The organism is Sinomonas notoginsengisoli, from assembly GCF_021554725.1.
In the GTDB taxonomy this organism is placed as follows: domain Bacteria; phylum Actinomycetota; class Actinomycetes; order Actinomycetales; family Micrococcaceae; genus Sinomonas; species Sinomonas notoginsengisoli.
On the sequence record NZ_JAIZDP010000006.1, the window covers coordinates 128,300 to 148,341 of the forward strand.

Here is a 20,042-nt window from a genome sequence, read left to right on the forward strand (position 1 = left end):
TCAGGCGAGTTCGCGGTTCTTCGTCTCAGGCAGGCCAAGCAGTGCCAGCGCCGCGATGCCGTACCCCGCGGCACCGAAGACCATAGCTCCGCCCACGCCGAGCGTCGTGGCGAGGAACCCCACGAGGGTCGGGAAGAACGCCCCGACGGCCCGGCCGAAGTTGTACGTGAAGCCCTGGCCTGTCCCGCGCAGCTGGGCGGGGTAGAGCTCGGACAGGAACGAGCCGAACCCGCTGAAGATCGCGGACATGAAGAAGCCGAGCGGGAAGCCGAGGATGAGCACCAGCGTGCTGGCACCAGCGGGGATGTTGACGTAGGCGAAGATGATCAGCGCCGAGAGGACCGAGAACAGCAGGAAGGTCTTCTTCCGGCCGAGGCGGTCGGTGAGGTACCCGCCGGAGACGTACCCGATGAAGGCCCCGGAGATGAGGAAGGTCAGGTAGCCGCCGGTGCCCACGACGCTGAGGCCCCGGTCCACCTTGAGGTAGGTCGGGATCCAGGAGGCGAGGGTGTAGTAGCCGCCCTGGACTCCCGTGGCCAGGAGCGCGGCGAAGAACGTGGTGCGGCCCAGGCTTCCGGTGAAGATCTCACGGAAGCTGCCGCGCTTCTCGCTCGAGAGCCGCCGCTCCGTGGCCTCGTCGGCGTCCTTGACGTTCCGGCGCAGGAACAGGAGCAGGAGGGCCGGGAGCGCACCGGTCCAGAAGAGCACGCGCCAGGCGGTATCCGGCGGCACGAGGCTGTAGACCAAGGTGTAGGCGAGGACAGAGAGCGCCCACCCGACCGCCCACGAGCTCTGGATGAACGCCACAGCACGCCCACGGTACTTCGGCTTCGCGTATTCGGCCACGAGGATGGCGCCCGTGGCCCACTCGCCGCCGAACCCGAGGCCTTGCAGCGTGCGGAACACCAGGAGCTGCTCGAAGCTGCCGGCGAAGCCGCACAGGACCGTGAACAGGGCGAACGTCCCCACGGTGATCATGAGGGTCTTGGTGCGTCCGATCCGGTCAACGAGGATCCCGGCCAACGCACCGCCGACCGCCGAGACGACGAGCGTGACGGTCGTCAAGAGGCCGGCCTCGCCGGTCGAGATGTGGAAGTAGGCACCAATCGCGACGAGCGAGAGGGGCAGCACCTGGAAGTCGTAGGAATCGAGGGCGTACCCGCCGAAGGCACCGAGCCAGGCCTTGCGGCCGCGCTCCCCGAGGGTGCGGTACCAGGCGAAGCGCCCAGTATCCTCACTGGTCTGGTTCTCGAGATGGGACATGGCAAACCTCACGGATCTTGGGGCGGACGCCCGGGGGACTCTGTTCGACTCTGCTTGCCGGGCGGCGCCACTGCGTCATCGCCCGAGGTCCCACCAGCGTAGAGGTTTGTTCAACAATATGTCTAGGGATTTCCGTGACCCAGTTCACGGAATCGTCGTGGAGCGCCGAAAATTATTGTTGAACAATATGGCCAGGTGATGCATGCTGGATACACATACCCCTGAGACGGAGATCACTCATGGCAAGCATCGACCTCAACAGCGACGTCGGCGAGTCGTTCGGAAACTGGACCTTCGGCGACGACGCCGCGATCTTCACCAGCGTCTCGAGCGCCAACGTGGCGTGCGGCTTCCACGCGGGGGATCCCCGCCAGATCCGCCACACGTGCCTCGCAGCCGCGGACGCCGGCGTGGTGGTCGGTGCGCACCCCGGCTACCGCGACCTTGCCGGGTTTGGCCGTCGCTTCATTGACGTGCCGGCGAACGAGCTCACCGACGAGGTCATCTACCAGATCGGCGCGCTCCAGGGGCTGGCCCGCGCGTCAGGCACCGACGTGCGCTACGTCAAGCCGCACGGCGCCCTGTACAACGCGATCGTGCACCATGAGGCGCAGGCGAAGGCCGTCGTGAAGGCGGTGGCCGAGGTCGCGCCGGACCTGCCACTGCTCGTCCTGCCCAACTCCGAGATCCAGCGTGCGGCCGAGGCGGCGGGCTTGAGGACGGTCTTCGAGGCGTTCGCCGACCGCGCCTACACCCCGGAGGGAACTCTCGTCTCGCGCCGCGAGCCCGGCTCAGTGCTGCACGATGTCGACGCGATCGTCCAGCACGTCCTGCGCATCCTCGACGGCGGGGTCAAGGCGATCGACGGCACCCGCGTCACCCTCGAGGCGCACAGCATCTGCGTCCACGGCGACACCCCGGGTGCCGTGGAGATGGCAGCAAGGATCCGCGAGGCCATCACGGCCGCCGGCGTCGAGATCGCGAGCTTCGCGTGAAGCGCCGATCTACCGTAGCGCGGCGGGCCGCGGACCACCGTGTCACGATGAGGGCACCGGTAGGGCGCGCCGCCGGCGAGCCCCAGGACGCTGAAACCCGGAACGCTGAGCCCGCGCACCCCATCGTGGGCCTGCGCCCCGCCGGGGACCGCGCCGTCCTCGTCGAGCTCCGCTCCCTCGCCGCGGTCCTCACTCTCACCTCGCAGCTCGCCGCGGCCGAGCACGCCGGCGACATCGACGTCGTCGACGTCGTCGCGGCGGCGACCACGGTGCTCATCGTCGCCCCCTCCGGGCAGGAACTCGCGCGAGCCGCTGCCTACGTGCGAGCCCTCCGACCCGCGCAGCTCGACCCCGCCGAGCGGGCCCCCGGGCGGCTCGTGCGCATCGAGACCGTCTACGACGGCGCCGACCTCGACGAGGCCGCCCGGCTCGCCGACCTCTCCCCCGAAGGCCTCGTCGCGGCGCACACCCAGGCCGTGTGGGACGCCGCGTTCGGCGGCTTCGCGCCCGGGTTCACCTACCTGACGCACGACGCCGCGCCCTCCGTTCCGCGGCGCACCTCGCCCCGCACGGCGGTCCCCGCAGGCTCCGTGGCCGTCGCGGGTACCTACTCGGCCGTCTATCCCGGGGAGTCGCCGGGCGGCTGGCAGCTGATCGGGCGGACCGACGCACCCATGTGGGACCTCGGTCGCGACGAGCCCGCGCTTGTCCAGCCCGGCGACAGGGTGCAGTTCGCCCCGGTGCGCGAGTCCGCGACCGTCTCCACCGCTCCGACGGCGGCATCCGACGCCTCTGCATCCGACGCCGCAGCATCCGCTCCCGCGTCCTCCGGCCCACGGCGAGTTGAACCGGCCCAGAGGCCCTCGCATCCAGCAGAAGGCGGCCCTTCCGAGAGCGGCGAGGGAAGCTCCGAGGTGGGCCGGGCCGCCAAGTCTGGGCTCGTCGTCGTGAGTCCGGGCCTGCAGACCACGGTTCAGGACTTGGGCCGGCCCGGCCGCGCAGCACTCGGCGTGAGCCCGGCCGGGGCACTGGACCGCGGCGCGCTGCGGCGGGCCAATCGGATCGTTGGCAACGGCGCCGGCGCCGCGGGGCTCGAGTCGCTCTTCGGCGGGCTCGAGCTGCGCGCGGCGGAGGACCAGGTCATCGCCGTCACGGGCGCTCGGGTACCACTGACGATCACCACCGCGGCCCGCCCGAGTGGACCAGAGACCCCGCCATCGACCGCCGATGACCCCGCAACACAGGGACATGACCCCGCAACGCAGGGACATGACCCCGCAACGGAAGGGCCGGCGGTGCGGGAGGCGCCCCTCGATACCCCGTTCGCCCTCCTGGCCGGCGAGACGCTCGCCGTGGGCGCCCCGACGCAGGGCCTGCGCACCTACGTCGCGGTGCGCGGGGGGTTCGATGTGCCGCACCTGCTCGGCAGCGCGAGCGCGGACTCGCTCTCGGGCATCGGCCCGGCACCGCTGGCCGCCGGGGACACGATTGCGGTGCTGCCCCCACGGGGTGCCCACGTAGTCGGTTTCCCGGAGGTCCCGCCGCCGCTGCCCGGCGCATCGGGCGAGAGCACCGAAGGCAACGCACCAGGGAATGCCGTCACCGCGCTGCGCGTCATCCCCGGGCCGCGGCAGGACTGGTTCACCCAGGAGTCCCTCGCCTCGTTCGCCGAGCAGGAGTGGACCGTCACGCCCCAGTCCAACCGCGTCGGCGTGCGGCTCGACGGCACGCCGCTGGCACGCTCCCGCGAGGGGGAGCTCGTGAGCGAGGGGACCGTGCGCGGTGCCATCCAGGTCCCTGCGAGCGGCCTGCCCGTGCTGTTCCTCGCCGACGCCCCGGTGACCGGCGGATATCCGGTGATCGGCGTCGTCGTGAGCGCGGATCTCGATCTGGCCGCCCAGCTGCCCCCCGGCGCGAAGGTGCGCTTCGTCCCCCAGAACCCCCAGAACCCTCAGAGCTCCCAGAGCCCGCAGACCCGGGATGCCGGTACCTCGGAAGGAACCCCCCATGCGTAGAGTCCTCATTGCCAACCGCGGCGAGATCGCCGTGCGCGTTGCCCGTGCGTGCAACGATGCGGGCATCGAGAGCGTCGCCGTGTACGCGGACCCGGACGCGGACGCCCCGCACGCCGCAGCCTGCACCGAGGCGTATTCGCTCGGCGGCACCTCCCCGGCCGAGACGTACCTGGACATCGAGAAGATCCTGGACGTGGCGCGGCGCTCCGGCGCAGACGCTGTGCACCCCGGCTACGGCTTCCTGTCCGAGAACGCGACGTTCGCGCAGGCCGTCTCGGACGCGGAGCTGACGTGGATCGGCCCCTCCCCGGAGACCATCCGCCTCCTCGGCGACAAGGTCAGCGCCCGCGAGGTCGCGGTCCGCGCCGGCGCGCCGCTCGCCCCGGGCACCAATGCGCCGGTCGAGTCCGCTGCCGAGGTCCGGGCATTCGCCGAGGAGTACGGCCTTCCGGTGGCGATCAAGGCGGCGCACGGCGGCGGCGGCCGAGGACTGAAGGTGGCACGGTCCATGGAGGGGATCGAAGAGTCCTACGAGTCGGCCGTGCGGGAGTCACAGGCGGCGTTCGGCCGCGGGGAGTGCTTCGTGGAGAAGTTCCTGGACCGGCCGCGGCATGTCGAGGCGCAGGTCCTCGCGGACACCCACGGCAACGTGGTCGTGGTGGGCACCCGGGACTGCTCGCTCCAACGCCGCTACCAGAAGCTCGTCGAGGAGGCGCCCGCGCCGTTCCTCACCCCCGATCAGCGCTCGCGGATCCACTCCTCGGCCAAGGCCATCTGCCGCGAGGCCGGCTACGTGGGCGCGGGCACGGTCGAGTACCTGCTGGGCGCGGACGGCACGGTCAGCTTCCTCGAGGTCAACACGCGGCTGCAGGTGGAGCACCCGATCACGGAGGAGACGTCCGGGGTCGACCTCGTGGCGGCGCAGCTGCACATCGCGGACGGCGGCGTGCTGCCGGTCCTTCAGGACCCTGAGCCGCGCGGGCACTCGATCGAGTTCCGCATCAACGCCGAGGACCCCGGCCGGGGCTTCCTGCCCTCCCCCGGGAAGGTGACGCGGTTCGCGACGCCCACGGGCCCGGGCATCCGGGTCGACTCGGGCGTCCGCGAGGGCTTCACCGTCCCGGCCCAGTTCGACTCGCTCCTCGCGAAGCTCGTGGTCACGGGCGCGGACCGCCAGCAGGCCCTGCGCCGTGCGCGGTGGGCGCTGCGGGAGTTCGAGATTGAGGGCCTGCCCACGGTCCTCCCGTTCGACCGGGCCGTCGTGGGCTCCCCGGCGTTCGCCGCGGAGGACGGCGCGGAGTCGTTCGGCGTGTACACCACGTGGATCGAGTCCGAGTTCGCCGGCGACCTCGCTGCGAGCCCTGAGTTCACCGCCCCCGCCGGGCACGACGGCGCGCGCCGCACCTTCGCGATCGACCTCGACGGCAAGCGGGTCACGCTCGGCCTGCCCGCCGAACTGCTCGCGGGCCTCGGGACAGGCGCCCGCGCACATGCCGGCTCGGCGCACGACGGCGCGGCCTCCTCCGGCGCTGCGGCCACCGCCGCGGACCTCACCTCCGGGATGGGCGGCACGGTGGTCAAGTGGCTCGTGGAGCCGGGTACGGCAGTCGAGGCGGGGGACGGCGTCGTCGTCCTCGAGGCCATGAAAATGGAGACGACCGTCCAAGCGCACCGTTCCGGGACAGTCGGCGAGCACGGCGCGGCCACCGGGGCCGCCGTGGCACCCGGCACTGTCCTGACCACCATCGTCGGCGACTGAGAGGGGCCTCTGAGGCTGGATAGGCTGGAACCATGACAACCGACGCGATCCTGCCCAGCCTTCGTACCGCGGCCGGGAAGTCGAAGCACGCCGAGACGGGCCAGTGGGTCGCGGCGCAACTGCGGCAGGCCATCGCCGACGGGCGGCTCGCGCCAGGTGCGAAGCTCGCCGAGGAGGCGCTACGGGAGGCACTCGGCGTCTCCCGGAACACCCTCCGCGAGGCGTTCGCAACCCTCAGCACGGAACGGGTCGTGACGCGGATCCCCAACCGGGGCGTGTTCGTCTCGCATCCGACTCGCGAGGACATCCAGGAGATCTACCGGGTCCGCCGCCTCCTGGAGCCGGGTGCGCTGCTGTGGGCCCCCGAGCACCCCACCAAGCAGCTCGCCGCGATCGTGGACAGGGCCCGCGCAGCCGCCGAGGCTGGCGACGTGGTCGCCATGGCCGGCGCCAACCAGGACTTCCACCGCACCCTTGTGGGAGGAGCCGGGAGCGAGCGCCTCGACAAGCTCATGGAGCAGGTGCTTGCCGAGATGCGGCTCGTGTTCTCGACCATGGGCGCTGACCCGCGCTTCCACGCGCCGTACGTCGAGGAGAACGCGAGGATCCTCGAGCTCCTCGAGGCGGGGAACGCAACCAAGGCCGCCGAGGCTATGGCCGAGTACCTCGACACCGCCGAGCGCCAGCTCCTCGACGCTCTCGCCGCCGCCTGACCGGCGCGTCCCACTGGACAGTCGCAGGGCCAGGGGGACGTCTTGGCCGGCATGACGCACATCCCGTGAGCCATACCTAATATTGTTCAACAAAACTCTTGCTCGATTGTTGAACAAACCGGTATGCTCTAGATCACAGCGACCCCCGGCTCCCTCGCGGCGGGCGTGATCGTATACTGCGTGGGCATGTTCCTGTTCACAATCCTCACGGGCTACGGCTTCGCTGCGTTCCCGATCATGACAGCGGCGATCTGTTGGCCCGTCCTGGTCCAGGAGTTCCACGGCACCCCCGCGATCGTTGTCGCGATCGGCGTGCTGGCCGGCTTCTGCGGCACTCTGTGCACGCCGATGGCAGCGAACTTCAACCTCGTGCCCGCTGCCCTCCTCGAGATGAAGAACAAGTACGGCGTGATCACCGCGCAGGTTGGGACCGCAATCCCGCTTCTCGCGGTCAACACTGCCCTCATGTACTTCCTCGCGTTCCACTGAGAGGAGGGAATCCATGGACCACGAAGCCCTGTTCCCAGACGCTCTGTTCCCTGAGGCACTGTTCCCTGACGCTGCAAGCCGCTGTGCCGCCGTCGTCCTCGACAACCTCGCCCGCCCCTACCCCTACGCGGCGCACCACGTGCGTCGCTCGGCCGAGGACACGGCCATGCCGCACGAGCTGCACCCCGCGTTCGGCACGTCCTTCGACTGGCACTCGTGCGTGCACATGCACTGGCTCGGCGTGAGCGTCCTGGACTCCGGCCGGCTCGACGCCGCCGCCGCGGATCGGCTGCGGGACGCCCTCGGGGCGAACCTGGCTGCTGAGAAGCTCTCGGTCGAGGCCGCGTACCTCGCGGCGAACCCTACGTGGGAGCGGCCGTACGGGTGGGCGTGGCTGGTCCGGCTCGCCGCGGCGTGCGCCTCCTCGCACGACGCCGGCCTGCGCGCCTGGGGCGCGAACCTCGCCGGGTGCGTGGACACGGTCGCGGGTCTGGTCTCCGCGTGGCTGGACAGGGCCGAGTACCCGGTGCGCCACGGGCTGCACACCAACTCGGCATTCGGGCTCGCGTGGCTCGTGGACGCGTTCCGCGTGCTGCGCCAGGACGATGCCGCGGCCGCGTGCGAGGCTGCCGCCCGGCACTGGTTCGCCGACGACTCCGGCTGGCCGTCAGAGTGGGAGCTGTCGGGCCAGGACTTCCTCTCGGCTGGCCTGTCCGAGGCTGACCTCATGGCCCGCGTCCTCTCCCCCGCAGACTTCGCCGCGTGGCTTGGGCGGTTCCTCCCGGGCCTCGGCACCGGCTCGCGGATGCTCACCCCTGTGGGCGTCTCAGACGAGACCGACGGCTACATGGTCCATCTCCACGGGCTCAACCTGACCCGCTCGGGGCAGCTGGCACGGATAGTCGCCGTCCTCAGGGCGCACGACGCCGATGGCTCGCTCTCCGCCGTCGGCTCGGCAGCGCCGGTGCTCGCGGCGGCCGTCCAGCCGCTCTTCGCCGCGGGACTCCGGGGCCTCGACAGCGGGGACTTCATGTCCACGCACTGGCTCGCGAGCTTCGCCTGGGATGCGGCCGAGTCGATCGGCGCCCTCGAGAACCGCTGACCGGCATCGCCGCCACGACCGCCGCCTCGGAGCGGTTACGGCCGTCGGGCTTGTTGCCCTTGTCCTCCACCACCGGGCGGCAGCCCGGCGTGCTCAACCATCGGCGTCCTGACCGCGCCGCGCCACCCACCCGGCGAGGGACGCGCGGTTCCGCAGCCCGAGCTTGGCCAGGATATGTGCCACATGGTGCTCGACCGTGCGCTCGGAGAGACCGAGCCTGACCGCAATGGAGGCATTGGTGTGACCGCGGCGGACCATCTCCGCGACCTCCTGCTCGCGGGGAGAGAGGCCGCCCGTGGTGGAGGCGCCGCCGTCGAGCGCGCTGAGTGCCGCGGCGGCCTCGGCGAACGTCAGACGCTCTCCCGCCTCCCAAGCCTCGCGCATCGCCTTACGGCCGAGGAGACGTTCGGCGGCGGTGCGGACCTCGTCGAAGTCAGCGCGCGTGATCGAATGGTATTTTCCTCCCGCACCCTCGCGGCGGCTAGCCGCGGCGGCAGCGCGCACCGCCGTCGCGGGCGCCTTGCGCACCGCAAGCGCAGCGAGCCGGGCGAGTGCGATCCCCTGAAGGGAGATGTCCCCGATGCGCGCAAAGCGGTCGACGGCGCGCAGGAGGCTTGCGCGGCCGTCTGCCACACGTCCGAGGCTCGTCTCGGCGAGCCCGGTGTAGGTCAGGAGCTGGCCCTGGCTCCACACGTCTCCGCCCGCCTCGGCGAGGGAGAGCGCCCGTGCGAGGACCGGAAGGGCCTCGGCGTACTCCCCTGCCGCAACCGCCGCAGTGCCCACTGAGCCGAGGGCCCTGCTCTGGCCGGCCACGTCGCCGTGCTCCACGAAGACCCGGTACGAGGCACGGGCGGCCTCTTGGGCCTCGGCGAAGTGACCCGCGAGGAACCGGCCCACCGCCTGGAAATGCAGAGCCGTGCCCGTGGGCAGTGACCCTTCGGCGAAGATCGCCAGTGCCTCCGCCGCGCACAGCTCCACAGCGTCCGTCTCCTGAAACGCATTGTGCAGCACCTCAGCCGCCACGAGCGCACCGGCCCGCGACTCGTCCGGGTCGGGGTGCCGCTCCAGGAGCGCGTTGACGCGGGCGAGCCCCTCGCTCTGGGCCCTGCGGAACCAAATGTCGCGGGATGCGGAGAAAAGTCGCAGCCCGGCCGCCGGATCGGCCTCTGCCGCGTAGTCGAGGGCCGCGCGCAGGTCGGGGAGGAGCCTGTCCCCGGCCCTGGCCCGCGTGGTGGCCTCGAGCATGGTCGGGACCTGGTCGGCGCCGAACTCGGCCAGCAGCCAGTCGAGGTGCCGGCGTCGCGCGTCACGGAGCCGGCCACTCGACTCGAGGCCCTCCCGCGCGTAGTCCCGCAGCGTTTCGAGGAGGCGGAACACGGTCCCACCGGAACCGTCGACGCCCGCGTGGACCAGCGAGCGCCCGACGAGGTCCTCCAGATCCTCGAGCGTGGCCCCGGCAACCGCGGATGCTGCCTGCGTACCGAACGGGCTCGCGAAGACTGCGAACGCTTCGAACACGGCACGTTCGCGGTCCCCCAACGTGTCGACGCTCGACGCGATGCAGGCATGCAGGGACCGGTGCCGTTCGGGCACGGCAGCAGAGCCGGAGGCGAGCACCGGGAAGGGGCGCTCGAGGAGCGGGAGCATCTCGGCCGGGGTGAGGACGGTCATGCGGGCCGCCGCGAGCTCGAGCCCGAGTGGGAGCCTGTCGAGCCTGGCGCACAGGTCGCGGGCGGCGGCCCGGGACTCCGGTGCGTCCGGCAGGCTGGGCCGCACGGAGCGCGCGCGCTCCCAGAAGAGCCGCTGGGCGTCCTCGTCGTCCATCGGGCCGACGGGCATAACCTCTTCCCCAGAGACGCGCAGGGGCCGCCGGCTCGTCGCGAGGACGCGCGCAGTGGGCGCTTCTTCGAGCAGGTGCGCGACAAATGCCGCCGTCTCGTCGAGGACATGCTCAACATTGTCGAGGACGATCAGCGCGGGCCCACCCCCGTCAAGCGACCAGACGAGCGCATCGAGCGCCGCGTCCTCCGGGACACGGAGCCCCGCGGCCTCTGCTGTCGCGCAGGCGACTGCGGCCCGAGCGCCCACGCGCGTGAGATCCACGAAGACGGCATCCGCGGCCAGGAGCGGATCGAGGCGGACGGCCTCGACCGCCAGACGCGTCTTGCCGGCACCCCCCGGGCCGGTCAGCGTGACCAGGCGCCCCGAGGCCAGGCGTCCGGCGAGTTCCGCCAGCTCAGCCTCCCGCCCGACAAAGCTGCTCGCGGGGGCAGGAACCCGCGCCCGCGGAGCCGGCGGCGCAGCTGCCGTTGTCATAGGGCCAGTATCTGGGCCGCCCCGGACCATGTCCACACGGATCGATGGGTACCGCATGGGTGGTACCACCGATGTACGCGCATCAGGGCGCGCGTAGCGTCATGGCCAGAGACGAAACCGGGCGCACTGCCCTCAGGGAAGGAACTCACCATGACTGCTTGTCATGACGCCGTCGTCGTCGGCGCCGGGCCCACGGGGCTCGCGGCCGCCGTCGCGCTGCAGACGATAGGGAGGACGGCGGTTGTCATTGATGCGGGCGAAGACCGCACCGCTGGCACGCGCGCCCTCGCCGTGCACCCGGGAACGCTTGAGGTACTTGAGCGCCTTGGCTGTACGGACGCGATCCTGGGCGAATGCCTGCGGATCCGTGGTATGCAGTTCCGCAGCCCCGGCAGGGTCTTGGCCCGCATGAGCAATGACCACCTACCGAGCCGCTTCACCTTCACCGCGAGCCTCCCGCAGCCACGCACCGAGGCCATCCTCCGCGCGCGGGCACATGAGGGCGGCGTTCGTTTCGTCGCCGGGCGCGCGAGGGGGGTCGTGGAGGACGACGCCGGTGTTGCAGCCGTGCTCGAAGACGGATCCTCGGTGCGCGGCCGCTACCTCGTCGCGGCTGACGGCATGCACAGTACCGTGCGCGAGGCGATCGGGGTCAGCTACGAGGACACCGGAGCAGAGGCGTTCGACGACCAGAACATGATTCTGGCCGACGTGATCCTGTCGGGTCCTGCAGACTTCGAGTACATCAACGCCACCATGGGGCCCGCGGGCCTTGCCGTACTCGCACCGCTGCCGGGAGGCCTCATGCGTCTCGTCGTCAACGCCCCGGCACAACGGACTGCGCCATCCGACGACGAGCTCCAGGATTTCTTGGACGCACGCGGTCCGCGCCCAGCCTCCATCGGGGGGCGCCTCGTGATCGACAGCGTAGTGTGGACCTCGCACTTCCAGTATCGCCATCGGCTCGCCTCGACGTTCCGCGCCGGACGGGTGCTGATTGCCGGCGATGCTGGACACGCGCACAGCCCGGCAGCGGGCCAGGGCATGAACCTCGGGATCCGGGACGCCTTCTACGCAGCTGCCGCCGTGGACAGCGCCCTGGCCGACGGGGGTTCCCCACACCGCAGCGAAACCATCCTCGACACCTATGCCGCGCATCGGAAGGCTGCCGCCCAGGGCGTCATCGCCGCGACCAACCGGATGAACCGCATGTTCTACGCTCCACCGCCTGCCCAGCCGCTCCGGAACCTTGCACTTCGGGTCCTCTCCCGCACGGCAGTCCCGTCAAAGATGGCCCTCGGGTTCTCCGGCCTCCTGGACACCGGGCCCGATGTGTCCCGGGCCGACGCCGCACCCCATGCGGCCTCGGCCGCGTAGTCATCCCTCAGGAGGTCAGGGCGACGGTTTCAGGACCATCGCGGAACCGCCGCCACGCCTCACGGGCTCGGCCTTGAGCTACGCTACTTCGGCCCCCCGACAATCGAACAGCCGCGGGGATGAACCCTTGCGGCGGAATGTTCGTTGATGGGAATAGGGAGAGGGAGGAACGCGTGGAACTCGACACCATCGAGCTCACAGCACTCGATGGCCGCAGGACGACGTTCGGCGAGTGGGCGGGCAAGGTCCGGCTCGTGGTCAACGTGGCCAGCAGGTGCGGCCTCGCGCCGCAGTACAAGGCGCTCGAGGAACTCCAGAAGGCGTACGGCGAGCGCGGCTTCACGGTGCTCGGGTTCCCGAGCAACCAGTTCCTCCAGGAGTACCGCGACGCTGAGAAGATCGGGCAGTACTGCTCGGCGACGTGGGGTGTCACGTTCCCGATCATGGGCAAAGTCTGGGTCAACGGCCGCGGCGCCCACCCGCTCTACCGCGAACTGACGAAGACGCCCGACTCCGCGGGCAGGGCCGGCCGCATCCAGTGGAACTTCGAGAAGTTCCTCGTGCTGCCGAGCGGCGCGGTGCACCGCTTCCGCCCGCAGACCCTCCCGGATGACGCAGCCATCGTCGCCCTCATCGAGAGCGCGCTGTCGAGCGGCGCCGTGGACAATTGACCAGGCCTCTTCGACCGCGGTTCCCTCCCCCCGGTTCGGCGCCGTTCACGCCGACATGATGACGGCATAGACAGGCCCCCCGCGCGACGCGCGAGGCACACCTTCGCGCCAACCGCCTGCCACGCGGCGCTGCTGGCGGCTCACACGTCGACGAGGACCTTCCCTATCGTCCCGGCCTGGACGGCGTCGTGGGCAGCGGCGGTCTCCGCGAGGGGGAACCGAGTCAACGGAAGCCCGTGCTCCTCTCCGACCCGCAGCGCGCCGTCGGCGAGCGCGGCGCCGACGGCGGCTACGGCGTCGTGCTTCTGCGCGTCCGTGACGGTGTAGGTGAGGATGAACTGCAGTCTGACGTTCAGGCCCATCGAGGTGCGGATGGGCAGGGTGAGCGTCTCGTCGCCGGTGGCGGCATAGATCGCGACGGTCCCGCCGCGCGCCACGGCCTTGAGATCGGCACCGATGTTCGCGGCGGCATTGACCTCCACAATCACGTCCGCGCCCTTCGGCGCCACACGGCGCACCTCCGCTGCGACGTCCTGCTCGCGGTAGTTGAGGACGACGCCGGCCCCCGCCGCCCGCGCGAGCGCCGCCTTCTCGTCGCTGCTTACCGTCGCGATGACCTGCGCGCCGGCCCATCTGGCGAGTTGGATCGCCGCATGCCCAACGGCACCGGCCCCGCCGGTGACGAGCACCGTCTTCCCGGCCAGCGCACCTCGGCCCAGGCGGGCGGGGCCCTGTTCGCTCGAGGTGAGGGCGCGGTGGGCCGTAAGGGCGGGGATGCCGAGCGACGCGCCCGTGTCGAAGGACTCGGCATCCGGGAGGGCCTGGGCGTGTTCCGCCGGCAGGTTCACATATTCCTGGGCCGTGCCCTCGGTGCCGCCATAGGCGACGTCCCAGAGCCAGACCCGCTGCCCCGGTTCGAGGCCGGAGACACCGGGCCCGACGGCGTCGACCGTCCCCGCCGCATCCTGGCCGGGCACGTGCCAGCTCTCGAGGGCGCCGGGGTAGGTGCCGCCAGCGCGGGCCTTCCAATCGGTGGGGTTCACGCCCGCCACCGCGATCCGGACGCGAACTTGGCCCTCGCCCGGTTCGGCGAGCTCACGCTCGCGCAGGGTCAGGACCGAGGAGGGCCCGGTCTCGCGATACTGGACCGCGCGGTAGGTCTGTCCGGGGGCGCTGGGGATCTGCGGAGCGCTGGAAGTGTCAGCCATGCCCCCATCCTCCCCCACCGAGCACCGCGTCAGGGGGTCATGTCCCAACGATGAGGGGTCATATCCCTAGGGAGTGGGTCTGAACTGCTCCCTGGAGATCGGAACTGAAATCTTCAGTCCAACTTCCAGGGAGCAGTTCACAGGGACATGACCCCTCAACCTAGGGACATGACCCCTCAAGGTCACGGGTCAGTCCTGGAAGTACTCGATCTTGGCGCCAATCGAGTTGAGCCGCTCGGCCAAGTCCTGGTAGCCGCGCTCGATCACGTAGATGTTCCGGAGCTCGCTCGTTCCGCGGGCGGCGAGCATCGCGAGGAGGATGCAGGCGGCCGGCCGCAGCGCGGGCGGGCAGCCAACCTCTGCCGCGCGCCACTTGGTGGGCCCGTTGACATAGATTCGGTGCGGGTCGAGGAGCTGGACGTTCGCACCGAGCCGGTTGAGCTCGGTGAGGTAGATGGCACGGTTCTCGTACACCCAGTCGTGGATCATGGTCTGGCCGGACGCGTTCGCGGCGATGACGGCGAAGAACGGCAGGTTGTCGATGTTCAGCCCGGGGAAGGGCATGGGGTGGATCTTGTCCGTCGGGGCGTGCAGCTCGGACGGGATGACGGTGACGTCCACGAGACGGGTCTGGCCGTTGCGGGCCATGTACTCACCCGAGACCTCGAGCTGCTGCCCCATGGTGGCGAGGGTCGCGAGCTCGATCTCCATGAACTCGATCGGCACGCGCCGCACGGTGACCTCGGAATTCGTCACGATCCCGGCGGTGATGAGGCTCATCGCCTCGATTGGGTCCTCGGAGGGCCAGTAGTCGATGTCGACGTCGATGCGCGCCTTGCCGCGGATCCGGAGGGTGGTGGTGCTGATCCCCTCGATCTCCACTCCGAGGCCCTGCAGGTAGAAGCAGAGGTCCTGGACCATGTAGTTCGGGCTCGCGTTGCGAATCACCGTCAGGCCCTCACGGTGCACCGCGGCCATGATCGCGTTCTCCGTGACCGTGTCGCCGCGCTCGGTCAGGACGAAGGTACGGTCGGCGGAGTCGGCCTCGGGGGCGCGAACGGTGTAGAAACCGGCGCTCGCCTCGACGTCAAGGCCGAACTGGCGCAGGGCCTGCATGTGGGGCTCGACCGTGCGTGTGCCGAGGTCGCAGCCGCCGGCATAGGGAAGCTTGTACTCGCTTCGCTCATCGAGGAGCGGGCCGAGGAGCATGATCACGCTGCGGGTGCGGCGGGCCGCCTCCACATCCATGCCCTCGAGGTTCAGGACGGCGGGGCGGCGGACCTGCAGGTCTCGGGGCTGCTCGCCGTCGTCGGTCGGGAGCCACCTGCACTCGACACCGATCGAGGTCAGGACCTCGACGATCCGGTTGACCTCCTCGATGCGGGCGAGGCGGCGCAGGGTAGTGGTGCCGCGGTTGATGAGGGACGCGCACAGGAGCGCGACGCCGGCGTTCTTGGACGTGTTGACGTCCACCGCACCGGAGAGGCGGTGGCCGCCCTCGACCCGCAGATGGGTCATCTTGGGCGGCCCGACGTTGACGATCCGCTGGCCGAGGATGTCCTCGATCCGCTGGATCATCCTCAGGCTTAGGTTCTGCTTGCCCTGCTCCATGCGCGCGACCGCGCTCTGGCTGGTCCCCAGTTCGGAGGCGAGCTGTCCCTGAGTCCAGCCCCTGTGGGAGCGGACCTCACGCAGGAGGACGCCAACGGTCTCAGCAGTCTGTTGTGCCATGGGTCCAAAAATATCACAGGTGCTATATGCAACCTCAAATCAAGCGCTTACATGGCCCAAAAAGCGGTCTAGACCAACAAGTAACCGGTTTTGGTGAGATAAACCGGGTGCGCTACCCTGCCATGATCGCGAGGACGTTCCCGGCCGGGTCCTTGAACCAGGCGATGCCGTTCCCGGTCTCCGGGTCGCGCAGCACGCCCTTCTCGTCCAGCGGCATGTCGGGGGTGCTGGGGTACTTCTCGAGACTGATCCCGAGGCCTTCGATCTGGGCGATCCCCGCGTCGAGGTCGGCGACGCGGAAGTTCAGCACTGTGAAGGTCGCAGGCTCGTGGTTTGGCTTCGGGTACGCGTAGACGACCTGTCCGCCGGGGACCGTGATGAGCAGGCCGCCCATCTGGTCGGCGACCTGGAAGCCGAGCGTCCCGCTGTAGAACGCGCGGGCCTTCTCGACGTCGTCGACGCTGAAGCTGGAGAACGAGTCTGTGGGCTGGAACATCGTGGGCTCCTTGCGGTTGGTCGGTTCCTCCCGCAGCAACGATCCCACCGCCGCGGCCGGGGCACCAGAGCGCACGACGGCGAGTGGTCGCCGTCGTGCGCCCGGCGGGTGCGCGTGCCCTCCTCCCCAGCTTCAACCTTCAATGCGCGGCGAGTCGGGCCACCCGTCGGAATGTCGCCCCCGAGGTCAACTGAAAACTGGGGAGTTCCGCACAAGACCTGGGGAGTCCCGCACACAGGATCCGCCCCCCAAAGAATTTAGCCGAACCCCGCGGGCCACACCGCGCGCTACCCCCAGACCACGTTCCACGTCCCCGCCAGAACGGCCGCACCGACCGCGAGCGCGGCGATGCCCACACCGACTGCGACAACCCAGGCGTCGAGCCGCGAGAAGCTGGACTCCCGGGCCCAGGTGCGCGGCGCGGGCTTCCCGTCCACCGTCCCCCCGAATCCGCGGGCCTCCATCGCGACGGCGAGCCGGGTGGCGCGGCGTATCGCCTGCACGAGCAGCGCGAAGGCCTGCCCCAGGAACGCCCGGAACCGGGCGACGGGGCTGTGCCCGGTCCCCACTCCGCGGGCACGCCGGGCGAGCCCGAGGGTGCGCCACTCGTCCACGAGGAGCCCGACGAGCCGCATCCCGGCGAGCGCGCCGAGCACGAACCGGCTGGGCAGGCGCAGCTTCTGCGCAAGCCCGTCGGCGAGGTCCGTCGGGTCGGTGGAGAACAGGAGGAACACGCCCGGGACCGCGATCGCAAGGCCGCGCAGGCCGATCGCCGCACCGGCCAGCACCGAGTGCTCGGTCATCGTCACGGGCCCGAGCTGCAGCCACACCTGCCCGGTCTTGGCCCCGAGCAGCGCGGTCGAATACGCGGCGAGCGCGGCCGCGACGACCAACGGCCACGTTCGTCTGAGCAGTGTCCCGGGCCGCACGCCCAGCATGGGCACAAGCGCGAGCTCGCACGCGAGCGCCACGGACGCCGAGACCCAGTCAACGCTGAACAGCAGTGCGACCGTGATGCACAGCCCCGCAGCGAGCTTGGCGACAGGGTTGGCGCGGGCCAGCGGCGAATTGGCGACGTCCGGCGTGAGGATACCGAGGTCGGCACTCGAGGCGCTCATGCAGCGGCCCCCACGGGCGCCCCGCGGCCGCCGTCCACCCGGTACACGGAGTCGGAGAGGGCAGCGGTGAAGTCCTCGTCATGGGTGACGGCGAGCAGGGAGGTGCCCTGCCCGAGGAGCTCCGCGAGCAGCCGCACGAGCTCCGCCCACGTGAGCATGTCCTGGCCGAACGTCGGCTCGTCGAGCATGAGGATCCGGGGGCTCGTGGCAAGCATGGTGGCCACCGAGAGCCGCCGCTTCTCCCCACCGGAGAGGGTGAAAGGGTTCGCACCCGCGAGTGCGGACAGGCGCAGGCGCTCGAGGAGCGGGTCGACGGCGGCACGCACCTCGCGCTCCCCGAGGCCGGCCACCCGACGCGGCCCGAATTCGAGCTCGTCGATCACGCGCGGCGTGAGGAACTGGTGCTCGGGCTCCTGGAACACGCTCCCGATCCGGGTGACAAGCTCGCTCGATCGCCACCGGTGAGGGCTCGGGCCGGCTCCGACCGCGAGCGGAGGCAGCGCCTCCAGCCGGCCGCCCACAGTGGGCAGGAGCCCGGCCAGCGTCAGCGCGAGCGTGGACTTCCCCGCGCCGTTCGGCCCGGTGACGCTCACCGAACGGCCCGCACGCAGCGTGAGGTCAATCCCTGTCACCACGGCGTGTTTCCGGGTACGGCCGACGGCGAGCCCTCCCGCGGCGAGCAGTCCAGCGTCGGCACCGTCCCCGGCACCGGGCCGGTCCCGTTCGTCTCGAAGGGTGACCGCCGCGGCCTCCCCGGTGAGCGGGTGCCATCCCGGGACCCAGACGCCGGAGGCCGCGAGGCGGCGTCGTGCGTCCGGATCGGCGAGCACGGCGCCGGGTGAGCCGTCGGCGGCGAGCCCCCCGGATGCCGGTCCGCGTGACGGGTCGAGCACCACGACCCGGTCCACGAGCTCCGCCCACACCGACACCCGGTGCTCGACGACCACGAGCGTGGCTCCGGTGCGGTCGAGGCTGCGGCGCACGGCCCGGCGGACCTCGGTGACGCCGGACGGGTCGAGGTTGGCAGTCGGCTCGTCCAGGAGAACGAGGCCGGGCTCCATGGCGAGCACGCCCGCGAGGGCCAGGCGCTGCTTCTGGCCGCCGGAGAGGTTCGAGGTCGGGTGGCCGAGGGGGACCGCGAGGCCAACGTCGTCGAGGGCGCGGTGCACGCGAGGCCAGATCTCCTCGCGGGGCACGGCGAGGTTCTCGCAGCCGAACGCGACCTCGTCGCCCACACGCGCCATCGCGATCTGCCCGTCCGGATCCTGCAGGACGAGGCCGGCGCGGCCGCGGGCCTCGGGCGCGGGAACGCCGTCGACCGTGAGCTCGCCGTGCTCCTCCCCCTCCTCCGCCGCGCCCAGCACCCCCGCGAGCGCGTGGAGGAGCGTGGACTTGCCGGCGCCGGACGCGCCGAGGAGCAGGACGCGCTCACCCGGGGCGATGTCCAGGTCCAGGCCGTGGACGGCGAAGGCCTTGCGGCCCGCGTGCCGCCACCCCCAGCCGCGGGCCCTCACACCGGCAGGGCCGGTGCCAGGCCCCATTGCAGACACGTCAGACGTCCGCGGCGCGCCCGGCAGCGAACGCGGAGAGTGCGCCCGTCTTCGCGAGGCCCCTGACGGCGAGCCAGCTCAGCAGACCGGCGATCACCGCGCCGGAGATGACGGCTAGGACCACGTACACCGCCTGCCAACCGAACTCCCACTCGGGGAAGTAGATGATCACCTCGGAGACGCCCAGGGCCAGGCCCGAGAGCGCGCCGGCGAGCAGCGCGACGCCGAGGTTCCAGCGGCGGTAGCGGAAGACCGCGAACCCGATCTCCGCGCCAACACCCTGGACGAGGCCCGAGAGCAGCACCGCGAGGCCGAACTGCGAGCCGAGGAGCGCCTCGACCACCGCAGCGAGGATCTCGCAGAACAGCGCTGCGCCGGGCTTGCGGATGATCAGGCCTCCGAGCACGCCGGCAATCACCCAGCCGCCGGCATACAGGCCCCCGAGAGGGGCAAACGCTGCCGTGGCCGCCTGCACGCCCACGTAGCCCTGGTCCCAGAGCCAGAAGATGACGCCGCACGCCACCGAGACGACGGCGGCCACCACGATGTCGACGACGCGCCAGCTCTTCCGTCCCGGCGCCTTGCGCATGGTTCCAGACATTGATGTCCTCCTGTATTCAGGAGGGGAGGGCAGTCGACGCTGCCTTGAGAATCTCGACTCCCTTCGCCGGTACTAGCCGGAGCAGGTTCGAGGGTCTGCGGTATACCGCACTCTCAGCGCCCATGCTCCCGCGGCCCGGCACGCTTGCCGGTGTGGGGGCGACGCTCCCCTGTCGTTTGTGTCCCCCAGTCTACGCGGTGTCAGCCCCCGAGTATCCGGGCGCGGCGGGATGTGCGGCGCCAATCGGTGCGTGCTCGCGTTAGGCTGGCCAGCATGAGCATCCTCATCAAGCTCCTTGGCACTGCCATCAGCATCGGCGCCGGCATCGTGGCGACCAAGCTCGTGGACTTCGTGTGGGAGAAGAGCACCGGCAACACGCCCCCCAAGGACGCGACCAACCTCGAGGAGAGCCTGCGGGACACGCTCGTGTTCGCACTCGTCTCGGCCGGTGTCGGCGCCGTGATCCAGACGCTCACGCAGCGCTACACGCAGCGCGCTATCGCGAACTTCAAGAAGACCCCCGAGCTCACCTGATTCCGTCTGGGGGTCACCTCCGGTGGATTCCGACCGGCTTTGCGCGCGCGATACCGGCGCGTCGACCGGAACGGCGGCGTGTCGCGTCGCACGCCTGCTCAACG

17 protein-coding genes and 1 riboswitch are annotated in these 20,042 nt (G+C 70.8%); of the genes, 9 read left to right on the forward strand and 8 right to left on the reverse strand.

Going from position 1 to position 20,042, the window contains the following annotated elements; translation table 11 throughout:
* Complete coding sequence (locus tag LF262_RS11730) at positions 1-1,263, reverse strand: MFS transporter (RefSeq protein ID WP_235780573.1); 1,263 nt, start codon at positions 1,261-1,263, stop codon at positions 1-3.
* A gap of 239 nt (positions 1,264-1,502) precedes the next feature.
* Between LF262_RS11730 and LF262_RS11735 the strand changes: the two genes are divergently transcribed.
* The 6 genes from LF262_RS11735 (at position 1,503) to LF262_RS11760 (ending at position 8,336) form a co-directional block, all read left to right on the forward strand.
* On the forward strand, positions 1,503-2,258 hold the full coding sequence (locus LF262_RS11735) for a LamB/YcsF family protein (protein WP_235780574.1): 756 nt from the start codon (positions 1,503-1,505) through the stop codon (positions 2,256-2,258).
* A 47-nt stretch (positions 2,259-2,305) separates the two neighbouring features.
* Positions 2,306-4,273, forward strand: coding sequence for a 5-oxoprolinase subunit B/C family protein (locus LF262_RS11740; RefSeq protein WP_235780575.1), 1,968 nt, complete (start codon positions 2,306-2,308; stop codon positions 4,271-4,273).
* Positions 4,266-6,032, forward strand: coding sequence for an acetyl/propionyl/methylcrotonyl-CoA carboxylase subunit alpha (locus LF262_RS11745; RefSeq protein WP_235780576.1), 1,767 nt, complete (start codon positions 4,266-4,268; stop codon positions 6,030-6,032). Before LF262_RS11740 ends, LF262_RS11745 begins: the two co-directional genes overlap by 8 nt.
* Before the next feature lie 32 nt (positions 6,033-6,064).
* Positions 6,065-6,745 (forward strand): GntR family transcriptional regulator, encoded by a 681-nt coding sequence (locus tag LF262_RS11750; protein WP_235780577.1) that lies wholly within the window; start codon positions 6,065-6,067, stop codon positions 6,743-6,745.
* Positions 6,746-6,877: 132 nt separating this feature from the next.
* Positions 6,878-7,234, forward strand: coding sequence for a 5-oxoproline transporter, DUF979 family subunit (locus LF262_RS11755; RefSeq protein ID WP_308190532.1), 357 nt, complete (start codon positions 6,878-6,880; stop codon positions 7,232-7,234).
* A 13-nt stretch (positions 7,235-7,247) separates the two neighbouring features.
* Complete coding sequence (locus tag LF262_RS11760; protein WP_235780579.1) at positions 7,248-8,336, forward strand: DUF2891 family protein; 1,089 nt, start codon at positions 7,248-7,250, stop codon at positions 8,334-8,336.
* Between the two features lie 93 nt (positions 8,337-8,429).
* Here LF262_RS11760 and LF262_RS11765 read toward each other — a convergent pair whose 3' ends face one another.
* A complete protein-coding gene (locus LF262_RS11765) occupies positions 8,430-10,652 on the reverse strand; it encodes an ATP-binding protein (RefSeq protein ID WP_235780580.1) in 2,223 nt (740 codons plus the stop codon).
* A 150-nt stretch (positions 10,653-10,802) separates the two neighbouring features.
* Between LF262_RS11765 and LF262_RS11770 the strand changes: the two genes are divergently transcribed.
* Entirely contained in the window at positions 10,803-12,029 is a 1,227-nt protein-coding gene (locus tag LF262_RS11770; protein ID WP_235780581.1) for an FAD-dependent oxidoreductase, read from the forward strand.
* A gap of 173 nt (positions 12,030-12,202) precedes the next feature.
* Positions 12,203-12,700, forward strand: coding sequence for a glutathione peroxidase (locus LF262_RS11775; protein WP_235780582.1), 498 nt, complete (start codon positions 12,203-12,205; stop codon positions 12,698-12,700).
* A 140-nt stretch (positions 12,701-12,840) separates the two neighbouring features.
* On the opposite strand, the gene LF262_RS11780 is transcribed toward LF262_RS11775, so the two are convergent.
* From LF262_RS11780 to LF262_RS11805, 6 genes are all read right to left on the reverse strand, one after another.
* Entirely contained in the window at positions 12,841-13,908 is a 1,068-nt protein-coding gene (locus LF262_RS11780) for an NADPH:quinone reductase (protein WP_235780583.1), read from the reverse strand.
* Positions 13,909-14,097: 189 nt separating this feature from the next.
* Complete coding sequence (locus LF262_RS11785; RefSeq protein WP_235780584.1) at positions 14,098-15,639, reverse strand: UDP-N-acetylglucosamine 1-carboxyvinyltransferase; 1,542 nt, start codon at positions 15,637-15,639, stop codon at positions 14,098-14,100.
* A 112-nt stretch (positions 15,640-15,751) separates the two neighbouring features.
* On the reverse strand, positions 15,752-16,135 hold the full coding sequence (locus tag LF262_RS11790) for a VOC family protein (RefSeq protein ID WP_235780585.1): 384 nt from the start codon (positions 16,133-16,135) through the stop codon (positions 15,752-15,754).
* A 287-nt stretch (positions 16,136-16,422) separates the two neighbouring features.
* Positions 16,423-17,253 carry an energy-coupling factor transporter transmembrane component T family protein gene (locus tag LF262_RS11795; RefSeq protein ID WP_235780586.1) on the reverse strand — a complete coding sequence of 277 codons (831 nt, stop codon included), beginning with the start codon at positions 17,251-17,253 and terminating at the stop codon, positions 16,423-16,425.
* On the reverse strand, positions 17,250-18,794 hold the full coding sequence (locus tag LF262_RS11800) for an ABC transporter ATP-binding protein (protein ID WP_235780631.1): 1,545 nt from the start codon (positions 18,792-18,794) through the stop codon (positions 17,250-17,252). The genes LF262_RS11795 and LF262_RS11800 overlap by 4 nt, the downstream gene beginning before the upstream one ends.
* A gap of 10 nt (positions 18,795-18,804) precedes the next feature.
* Entirely contained in the window at positions 18,805-19,404 is a 600-nt protein-coding gene (locus LF262_RS11805) for an ECF transporter S component (RefSeq protein WP_235780587.1), read from the reverse strand.
* A 41-nt stretch (positions 19,405-19,445) separates the two neighbouring features.
* Positions 19,446-19,585, reverse strand: a riboswitch (TPP riboswitch).
* 92 nt (positions 19,586-19,677) lie between these two features.
* Here LF262_RS11805 and LF262_RS11810 point away from each other — a divergent pair.
* On the forward strand, positions 19,678-19,938 hold the full coding sequence (locus LF262_RS11810) for a DUF4235 domain-containing protein (protein ID WP_235780588.1): 261 nt from the start codon (positions 19,678-19,680) through the stop codon (positions 19,936-19,938).
* Positions 19,939-20,042: the final 104 nt, after the last annotated feature.

Excerpts from the sequence above, each read along its gene's own strand:
- LF262_RS11795 (WP_235780586.1), bottom strand. The coding sequence starts at position 17,253 with ATGAGCGCCTCGAGTGCCGACCTCGGTATCCTCACGCCGGACGTCGCC.
- LF262_RS11740 (WP_235780575.1), top strand. The coding sequence starts at position 2,306 with ATGAGGGCACCGGTAGGGCGCGCCGCCGGCGAGCCCCAGGACGCTGAA.
- LF262_RS11805 (WP_235780587.1), bottom strand. The coding sequence starts at position 19,404 with ATGTCTGGAACCATGCGCAAGGCGCCGGGACGGAAGAGCTGGCGCGTC.
- LF262_RS11745 (WP_235780576.1), top strand. The coding sequence starts at position 4,266 with ATGCGTAGAGTCCTCATTGCCAACCGCGGCGAGATCGCCGTGCGCGTT.
- LF262_RS11765 (WP_235780580.1), bottom strand. The coding sequence starts at position 10,652 with ATGACAACGGCAGCTGCGCCGCCGGCTCCGCGGGCGCGGGTTCCTGCC.
- LF262_RS11770 (WP_235780581.1), top strand. The coding sequence starts at position 10,803 with ATGACTGCTTGTCATGACGCCGTCGTCGTCGGCGCCGGGCCCACGGGG.
- LF262_RS11750 (WP_235780577.1), top strand. The coding sequence starts at position 6,065 with ATGACAACCGACGCGATCCTGCCCAGCCTTCGTACCGCGGCCGGGAAG.
- LF262_RS11800 (WP_235780631.1), bottom strand. The coding sequence starts at position 18,794 with ATGGGGCCTGGCACCGGCCCTGCCGGTGTGAGGGCCCGCGGCTGGGGG.
- LF262_RS11810 (WP_235780588.1), top strand. The coding sequence starts at position 19,678 with ATGAGCATCCTCATCAAGCTCCTTGGCACTGCCATCAGCATCGGCGCC.
- LF262_RS11760 (WP_235780579.1), top strand. The coding sequence starts at position 7,248 with ATGGACCACGAAGCCCTGTTCCCAGACGCTCTGTTCCCTGAGGCACTG.
- LF262_RS11790 (WP_235780585.1), bottom strand. The coding sequence starts at position 16,135 with ATGTTCCAGCCCACAGACTCGTTCTCCAGCTTCAGCGTCGACGACGTC.
- LF262_RS11730 (WP_235780573.1), bottom strand. The coding sequence starts at position 1,263 with ATGTCCCATCTCGAGAACCAGACCAGTGAGGATACTGGGCGCTTCGCC.
- LF262_RS11785 (WP_235780584.1), bottom strand. The coding sequence starts at position 15,639 with ATGGCACAACAGACTGCTGAGACCGTTGGCGTCCTCCTGCGTGAGGTC.
- LF262_RS11735 (WP_235780574.1), top strand. The coding sequence starts at position 1,503 with ATGGCAAGCATCGACCTCAACAGCGACGTCGGCGAGTCGTTCGGAAAC.
- LF262_RS11780 (WP_235780583.1), bottom strand. The coding sequence starts at position 13,908 with ATGGCTGACACTTCCAGCGCTCCGCAGATCCCCAGCGCCCCCGGACAG.